Raw genomic sequence first — 7,924 nt, 5'->3', positions numbered from 1 at the left:
CCCGCGCCCGCGCCCGCGCCGTCCGAGGTGGCGTCCTCGGGGCCGGTCGAGGGCGTCGACGAGGCCCCGGTGGAGGGGCGTCCGGCCTCCGCGCCGCGCGTCACGGGGGCCAGTTCCCTCTGGGGCTGAGGTCGGTTCGCGTCCCCGGTGAACGCGCGCCGAACACGAGGTGACGATTTGGGCACGATCCGGTGAGGGGTTTGGCCCACCCGCTGCTGCGGCCTATGGTTCCCGCAATCGTTCCGGGAACGGAGCGCCGAGCACGGGTACCAGGGCCGCAGGCGACGCCCCTCGCGAGGGGTCTGCCGGATCGGTTCGGCCCGCCGAACCGAGGAGATGCGGTGGCGACGACGACCGCGAGCACGAAGGCGCCGACGAAGAAGGCGACCGCCAAGAAGGCGACGGCGAAGAAGGCCGGCGCCAAGGCCACCAAGGACCCGGCGGCCGCGCAGGCCGAGGGGGCCTCGAAGAAGGCGACGGCGAAGAAGGCGACCGCCACGAAGGCCGCCGGCAAGAAGGCCGCCGGCAAGAAGTCCACGGCCAAGGCCGACGCCAAGAAGGCTGCCAAGAAGGCTGCCGAGAAGAAGTCCCCCGCCACCAAGGCCACGGCGAAGAAGACCACCGCGAAGAAGGCACCGGCCAAGAAGTCCACCGTCGGCGAGCGCCTCACGGGTCGCAAGGCGGCCAAGGCCAAGGAGCTCGTGGTCGGCCAGGCCGAGGAGCCCTGGTCGAAGGCCGAGCTGGCCGAGGTGCGCACCGAGCTCGAGTCCGAGCTCGCCCGCCTCACCCAGGAGCTGGAGATCGCCGAGAGCGACCTCTACGAGCTCGTGAGCAGCAGCCAGGGCTCGCAGGGCGACGAGGCCGACGCCGGGTCGTTCAGCAGCGAGCGCCAGCACGAGATGTCGCTGGCCGAGAACTCCCGCTCCATGCTCCTGCAGACCACCACGGCGCTGGGGCGCATCGCCGACGGCACCTACGGCCGGTGCGAGAACTGCGACCAGGCCATCGGCAAGATGCGGCTCCAGGCCTTCCCGCGTGCGACCCTGTGCATGCCATGCAAGCAGCACCAGGAGCGACGCTGAACGCGTCCCACACCCAGACCACTCGTCCGACGACCCGCCGCGGGGGCTTCCTGCCCCTCGTGGCGGGTCTCGCCGCGCTGTGGGTGGTCCTCGACCAGGCCACCAAGCAGTGGGCCCTCAGCGGCCTCGAGCGCGGCGTCACCCGACCCCTCCTGGGGGAGCTGCTGCAGCTTCGGCTGGTGTTCAACCCCGGCGCGGCGTTCAGCCTCGGCACCGGCACCACGTGGGTGTTCACGGTGCTGGCCACGCTGGTCACCGGCGCCATCCTGTGGTTCAGCACGCGGGTGGTGAGCCCGCTGTGGGCCCTCGCGCTGGGCCTCGTGGCCGGCGGCGCGGCGGGCAACCTGGTGGACCGCCTCGTCCGGGCGCCCGGCGTGGGGCGCGGCCACGTGGTGGACTTCCTGATGCTGCCGCACTGGCCGATCTTCAACGTGGCCGACATCGGCGTCACCTGCGGTGCGGCCCTCATCGTGCTGCAGGCCCTGCGTGGCGTGGAGCCCACCGCGCAGGCCGACGAGACCGAGGCGACGACCCGCGCCGACCAGGAGGAGCGAGCATGAGCGACACCCGCACCGTGGTGGTCCCCGACGGGCTGGACGGCGAGCGCGTCGACGCCGGGCTCTCCCGGCTGCTGGGACTTTCCCGCAACCGGGTGGCCGACGTGGCCGCCGAGGGCGGCGTGGTCATGGGCTCCAAGGCCCTGGGCAAGGGTGACCGGCTGCTGGCCGGCGAGCTGGTGACGGTGACCCTCCCGGCCGAGAACCAGGCGCAGCCCGTGCTGCCGAGCACCGAGCCGATCCCCGGCATGCGGGTCGTGCACGAGGACACCGAGATCATCGTGGTGGACAAGCCGGCCGGCGTGGCCGCGCACCCGTCGGTGGGCTGGAAGGGCCCGGACGTCGTGGGTGGGCTGGCCGCGGAGGGCTACCGCATCAGCACCTCGGGCGCCGCCGAGCGCCAGGGCATCGTGCAGCGCCTGGACGTGGGCACCTCCGGGCTCATGGTGGTGGCCAAGTCCGAGCGTGCCTACACGGTACTCAAGCAGGCCTTCCGCGACCGGACGGTCGAGAAGACCTACCACACGGTGGTCCAGGGCCTGCCGGACCCGTTGAGCGGCACCATCGACGCCCCCATCGGCCGCCACCCGGGGCACGACTACCGGTTCGCCGTCATGTCCACCGGGCGCCCCAGCATCACGCACTACGAGCTGCTCGAGGCACACCGCGCGGCCTCCCTGCTGGAGGTGCACCTGGAGACCGGGCGCACCCACCAGATCCGCGTGCACTTCTCCGCGATGGGCCACCCCTGCGCGGGTGACCCCACCTACGGGGCCGACCCGACCCTGGCCAAGCGGCTCGGGCTGGAGCGCCAGTGGCTGCACGCCGTGGAGCTGGGCTTCACCCACCCCGGCTCGGGGGAGTGGGTCACCTTCACCAGCGAGTACCCCGACGACCTGCAGGCGGCCATCGACCAGCTCCGCGGCTGAGTCGCGCCCGCCGCCCCCCCCTGAGGGGGAGAGCTCCCACCGGCGCTGCAGCGTCTACTGCTCGGGACGAGCGGCACCGTCAGGAGGTGCGCCGGGACGGGAGAGCGCCGATGCGATGGGTGTGGGCACGACGGGTCGTGGGTCTGGGGGCGGTGGTCGGTCTGGTGGCCGGGTGCAGCGGAGAGGGGTCCCAGGAGGAGACCACGTCGCTGCCCCCGTGGTCGGTGGCCGTGGTCGAGACCTCCCTGGACGCCGATGGGGGGCACCCACACGGTCAGGTGGTGCTGGTGGACGATGCCGGGGACGTGGTCGCCGAGCACCCCACTGCGGGTCTGGAGAACGCCGACGCCGTGGTCGCAGGCGACCAGCTCGTGGTGCCCGCCCGGCAGCAGGAGGTGCTGCTCCCCGTGGCAGGTGGGGCTCCCGGGGTGGGTGACCTGCCGCCCTCCGACGAGGACGAGGTGGGCGGAGTCACCGTCACCGGTGTCGGTGACACGACCCTGGTGCTGAAGAACGCCGGCACCCGGTCCGGAGGCCGGGGGTACGCGTTCACGGGCAGTGTGATCGATCCCGAGGGGGTTGACGCCCGGGTGGAGGTCGACGGGTACGTGGTGGGGGCATGGTCCTGCGGCAAGGACTACCGGGTTCTCGTCGACGACGACGGAGCCAGTGACTCCGCGGCGCAGCACCTGACCGAGCTGCGCATCGACACCGACGGGGGAGTCCAGGAGGTGGGCCGTTCCGTCCTGCGCGGCAGGTACCTGCAGGGGGCCACGACGGTGCAGTGGGTGTGCCACCGGGGCCGGGGCACGGGTCTGGCCGGCTTCGCCTCCGCGGGGTCGGGTGAGGAGCTGCAGGTGGTGACCTCGGTCCGGGGTGACGTGAGGACGGTGCCGATGACGGGGGACCGGGCCGTCCGTCGGAGGATGGGGGTGCTGGACCTGGCCCGGTGGGGTGACCAGCTGGTCTGGGTCACCCACGACGGGGTCGTCGCCGCGGCCTCGGCGGACGGTTCCGACGCGCGGCGCATCGGGCGGTTCGTCGTGGACGAGCACCAGCGCGGCAGCGCCCACTTCTCGCTCGACCAGGGCTCCGCGCAGATGGCGGTCACCGAGCGTGAGCACCTGCTGCTGCGGTGGTTCGCGTTCGACGACCCCGAGCACGTGCACGAGCGGACGCTGGGCCACTCCGTGCCCGGTGACCTCGTCGTGACGGACGTCGTCCGGGCGCCCTCCGGCGCCTCGCCGGGGCGTTGAGCGGGCTCCCTCCGGGGGGCGTGGGACCGGTTCCCACGGCCCCCGGAGGCTGTCGGTGGCCGGTCGTAGGATGACCCGCGATGAGCGCACCCACCCCCACCTCCGGCACCGGTGAGAACTTCGTCCACCTGCACAACCACACCGAGTACTCGATGCTGGACGGTGCGGCCCGCATCGACGACATGTTCGCCACGGCCGACGAGATGGGCATGCCCGCCATCGCCACCACGGACCACGGCTCGGTGTTCGGTGCCTACGAGTTCTGGTCCAAGGCGCGCAAGTACCAGGCCAAGCCCATCATCGGAGTGGAGGCCTACGTCACCCCCGGCACGCACCGCACGGACAAGACCCGTGTGAAGTACGGCGACGGGGGGCGCAACGACGTCTCCGGATCCGGTGCGTACACCCACATGACCCTGTGGGCCGAGACCACCGAGGGCATGCACAACCTCTTCCGCGCCTCGTCGCTGGCCTCCATCGAGGGCTTCTACTTCAAGCCCCGCATGGACCGCGAGCTGCTGGAGCGCTACAGCAAGGGGCTCATCGCCACCACCGGCTGCCCATCGGGCGAGGTGCAGACCCGCCTGCGCCTGGGGCAGTACTCCGAGGCCCTGCAGGCCGCCAGCGACCTGCGCGACATCTTCGGTCGCGACAACTACTTCTGCGAGCTCATGGACCACGGGCTCGACATCGAGCGCAACGTCCGTGCCGACCTGCTCAAGCTGGCCAAGGAGCTCGAGTTGCCGCTGGTGGCCACCAACGACCTGCACTACACCAAGAAGGAGGACGCCAAGGCCCACGGCGCCCTGCTGTGCGTGCAGTCCGGGTCGACCTTGATGGACCCCAACCGGTTCAAGTTCGACAGCGACGAGTTCTACATCAAGTCCGCCGCGGAGATGCGCCACCTGTGGCGCGAGCTGCCCGAGGCGTGCGACAACACCCTGCTCATCGCCGAACGGTGCAATGTCGAGTTCACCGAGGGGGAGGGCCGGTACATGCCGCGCTTCCCCTGCCCCGACGGCCACGACGAGACGTCCTGGTTCATCCACGAGGTGCAGACCGGCCTGAAGCGCCGCTTCGGCGACACCGTGCCCGACTACGCCCTGAAGCAGGCGGAGTACGAGCAGGAGGTCATCATCGGCAAGGGGTACCCCGGGTACTTCCTCGTGGTGGCCGACTTCATCAACTGGGCCAAGGACAACGGCATCCGCGTGGGTCCGGGGCGTGGCAGTGGTGCCGGTTCCATGTGCGCCTACGCCATGGGCATCACGGACCTGGACCCGGTGCCGCACGGCCTGATCTTCGAGCGCTTCCTCAACCCCGAGCGTCAGTCGATGCCGGACTTCGACGTCGACTTCGACGAGCGCCGCCGCCCCGAGGTCATCAAGTACGTCACCGAGAAGTACGGCAGCGACCGCGTGGCCATGATCGTCACCTACGGCACCATCAAGGCCAAGCAGGCCCTCAAGGACGCCAGCCGCGTGATGGGCTTCCCGTTCGCCACCGGTGAGAAGCTCACCAAGGCCATGCCGCCGGCGGTGATGGGCAAGGACATCCCGCTCTCGGGCATCTTCGACGAGAAGCACCCCCGTTACGCCGAGGCCATCGACTTCCGCGAGCTGCACGCCAACGACCCCGAGGCCCGCGAGGTGTTCGACACCGCGGTCGGCCTGGAGGGCCTGAAGCGCCAGTGGGGCGTGCACGCCGCCGGCGTGATCATGGCCAGCGAGCCCCTCATCGACCTCATCCCGATCATGCGGCGCGAGGCCGACGGGCAGATCATCACGCAGTTCGACTACCCGTCCTGCGAGACGCTCGGCCTGGTCAAGATGGACTTCCTGGGGCTGCGCAATCTCACCATCCTCGACGACGCCATCAAGAACGTGGAGTCCAACCGGGGCGAGGAGATCGACCTCGACGCCCTGAGCAAGGACATGACCGACCCGGCGGCCTACAAGCTGCTGGCCCGGGGCGACACGCTCGGCGTCTTCCAGCTCGACGGCGGCGGCATGCGCTCGCTGCTGCGCCTCATGCAGCCGGACAACTTCGAGGACATCTCCGCCGCCCTCGCGCTCTACCGCCCCGGCCCCATGGGCGCCAACGCGCACACCAACTTCGCGCTGCGCAAGAACGGCAAGCAGCCGGTGGACTACATCCACCCCGAGCCCACCGAGGCGCTGGAGCCGATCCTGAAGATGACCTACGGCCTGATCATCTACCAGGAGCAGGTCATGGAGATCGCGCAGAAGCTGGCGGGCTACACGCTCGGCAACGCAGACCTGCTGCGTCGCGCCATGGGCAAGAAGAAGAAGGAGGTGCTCGACGCCGAGTACGTCAACTTCGAGGCCGGCATGCTCGACAACGGGTACTCCAAGGAGTCGGTCGAGACGCTCTGGGGCATCCTCCTGCCGTTCAGTGACTACGCGTTCAACAAGGCGCACACCGCCGCCTACGGCGTGGTGTCGTACTGGACCGCCTACCTCAAGGCCAACTACCGCGCCGAGTACATGGCCGCGCTGCTCACCAGCGTGCGCGACGACAAGGACAAGTCCGCCCTGTACCTGGGCGAGTGCCGCCGCATGGGCATCAAGGTGCTGCCGCCGGACGTCAACGAGTCCATCGGCCAGTTCGCCGCCGTGGGGGAGGACATCCGCTTCGGTCTGGAGGCCATCCGCAACGTGGGCGGCAACGTGGTGAAGGCCATCATCGCCACCCGTGAGGAGAAGGGGCGGTTCACCTCCTTCGAGGACTTCCTGCGCAAGTGCCCGGCGGTGGTGTGCAACAAGCGCACCATCGACTCCCTCATCAAGGCCGGTGCGTTCGACGACCTCGGCCACCAGCGCCAGGCCCTGGCGAGCGTGCACGAGGCCTACGTGGACGCCCTGGTGGGGGAGAAGAAGGAGCAGGAGCGCGGTCAGGAGTCGCTCTTCGCCGCGCTCATGGGCGAGTCCGACGAGGGCGGGTCCAGCGGGCTGGGCGGCATGCCGGCCATCCCGGACATGGAGTGGGACAAGCAGACCCTCCTGGCCTTCGAGCGCGACATGCTGGGTCTGTACGTCTCGGACCACCCGCTGTTCGGCATCGAGCACGCGCTGAGCCGGGCGGCGGACTGCACCATCGCGGTGCTCAACTCCGAGGACGGCAAGCCCGACGGTGCGGAGGTCACCATCGCCGGGCTCATCACCCAGGTGGTCACCAAGCGCAACAAGCGTGGCGAGCTGTGGGCCATCGCCACCGTGGAGGACCTCGAGGGGTCGGTGGAGTGCCTGTTCTTCGCGCGTACCTACATGACCGTCTCCACGATGCTCACGCAGGACGTGGTGTGCGTGGTCACCGGTCGCGTGAAGCGTGGTGAGGACGGGGTGTCGATCTTCGCCAGCGACCTGCGGCTGCCGGACCTGGACGACGGGCCCCGCGGTCCGGTGATGATCCACATGGCCATGAACCAGACCACCGATGCGGTGGTGAACAGGCTGCGCACCGTGCTCTCGGAGCACCCCGGGCCCACGGAGGTGCAGATCCACCTCACCCAGCCCGGGCGCCGGGTGGTGATGCGGGTGGAGGACAGCCTGCGCGTGGAGGCGTCGAACTCGCTGTTCGGTGACCTCAAGCAGCTGCTGGGGCCGAACTGTCTGGCGGTGGGTTGAGCGGGGCGCGCCGCCGCCTCTGCAGGCTGCCGCCGTGGTCGCCGCGCCTCAGACCGACCCCTCGCGCTCGACCACGAGGATGCGTGCGGCTCCGCGCGGGTGGGCCACGTGCTCGTCGCCCTCCTCGGCGATGCAGATGCGCCCCGGGGTGAGCAGCTCCACCTCCTCGCGGCCGTCCGCGCGGTAGTGCATGTCCACCGCGCCGTCGAGCACCACGAACACCTCGACGCCGTCGTTGACGTGCCAGACGTAGGGCTCGTCGGTCCAGTGGAGGCGGACCGAGGCGCCGTCGACGGTGGCCAGGTCGAGGGCGCCCCAGGGGCGGTCGGCGGTGTGGTCGGTGGCGGTCACGAAGCGCATGGGGTCCTCTCCGGGTGGGGTGTGGCTGCCGTCGCGACCCTAGCGAGAGGGACGGACCCGGTCGGTGTCCACAGGGTGGGTGGTGGTGCGGGC

At 70.5% G+C, this 7,924-nt stretch carries 6 protein-coding genes; 5 read left to right on the top strand and 1 reads right to left on the bottom strand.

Going from position 1 to position 7,924, the window contains the following annotated elements; all coding sequences use genetic code 11:
* Nucleotides 1-341 precede the first annotated feature (341 nt).
* The 5 genes from HMPREF3099_RS03260 (at nucleotide 342) to dnaE (ending at nucleotide 7,471) form a co-directional block, all read left to right on the top strand.
* Nucleotides 342-1,082, top strand: a complete 741-nt coding sequence (locus HMPREF3099_RS03260; protein WP_070703908.1) for a TraR/DksA family transcriptional regulator — start codon at nucleotides 342-344, stop codon at nucleotides 1,080-1,082.
* 59 nt (nucleotides 1,083-1,141) lie between these two features.
* The gene (gene lspA, locus HMPREF3099_RS03255) at nucleotides 1,142-1,642 is read left to right on the top strand and encodes a signal peptidase II (protein WP_237769719.1); all 501 of its coding nucleotides are present in this window, start codon (nucleotides 1,142-1,144) and stop codon (nucleotides 1,640-1,642) included.
* Complete coding sequence (locus HMPREF3099_RS03250; RefSeq protein ID WP_070703905.1) at nucleotides 1,639-2,568, top strand: RluA family pseudouridine synthase; 930 nt, start codon at nucleotides 1,639-1,641, stop codon at nucleotides 2,566-2,568. The genes lspA and HMPREF3099_RS03250 overlap by 4 nt, the downstream gene beginning before the upstream one ends.
* A gap of 137 nt (nucleotides 2,569-2,705) precedes the next feature.
* A complete protein-coding gene (locus HMPREF3099_RS03245; RefSeq protein ID WP_141761961.1) occupies nucleotides 2,706-3,824 on the top strand; it encodes a hypothetical protein in 1,119 nt (372 codons plus the stop codon).
* Between the two features lie 80 nt (nucleotides 3,825-3,904).
* On the top strand, nucleotides 3,905-7,471 hold the full coding sequence (gene dnaE, locus HMPREF3099_RS03240; protein WP_070703900.1) for a DNA polymerase III subunit alpha: 3,567 nt from the start codon (nucleotides 3,905-3,907) through the stop codon (nucleotides 7,469-7,471).
* Between the two features lie 48 nt (nucleotides 7,472-7,519).
* Here dnaE and HMPREF3099_RS03235 read toward each other — a convergent pair whose 3' ends face one another.
* Entirely contained in the window at nucleotides 7,520-7,831 is a 312-nt protein-coding gene (locus HMPREF3099_RS03235; RefSeq protein WP_070703898.1) for a cupin domain-containing protein, read from the bottom strand.
* Between the last annotated feature and the right edge of the window lie 93 nt (nucleotides 7,832-7,924).

It is taken from the genome of Kytococcus sp. HMSC28H12 (assembly GCF_001816045.1).
Lineage (GTDB): Bacteria > Actinomycetota > Actinomycetes > Actinomycetales > Dermatophilaceae > Kytococcus > Kytococcus schroeteri.
The sequence above is the reverse complement of the archived record's forward strand: the minus strand, read 5'-3'. Positions and strand labels throughout refer to the sequence as shown.

Excerpts from the sequence above, each read along its gene's own strand:
- HMPREF3099_RS03250 (WP_070703905.1), top strand. The coding sequence starts at position 1,639 with ATGAGCGACACCCGCACCGTGGTGGTCCCCGACGGGCTGGACGGCGAG.
- dnaE (WP_070703900.1), top strand. The coding sequence starts at position 3,905 with ATGAGCGCACCCACCCCCACCTCCGGCACCGGTGAGAACTTCGTCCAC.
- HMPREF3099_RS03235 (WP_070703898.1), bottom strand. The coding sequence starts at position 7,831 with ATGCGCTTCGTGACCGCCACCGACCACACCGCCGACCGCCCCTGGGGC.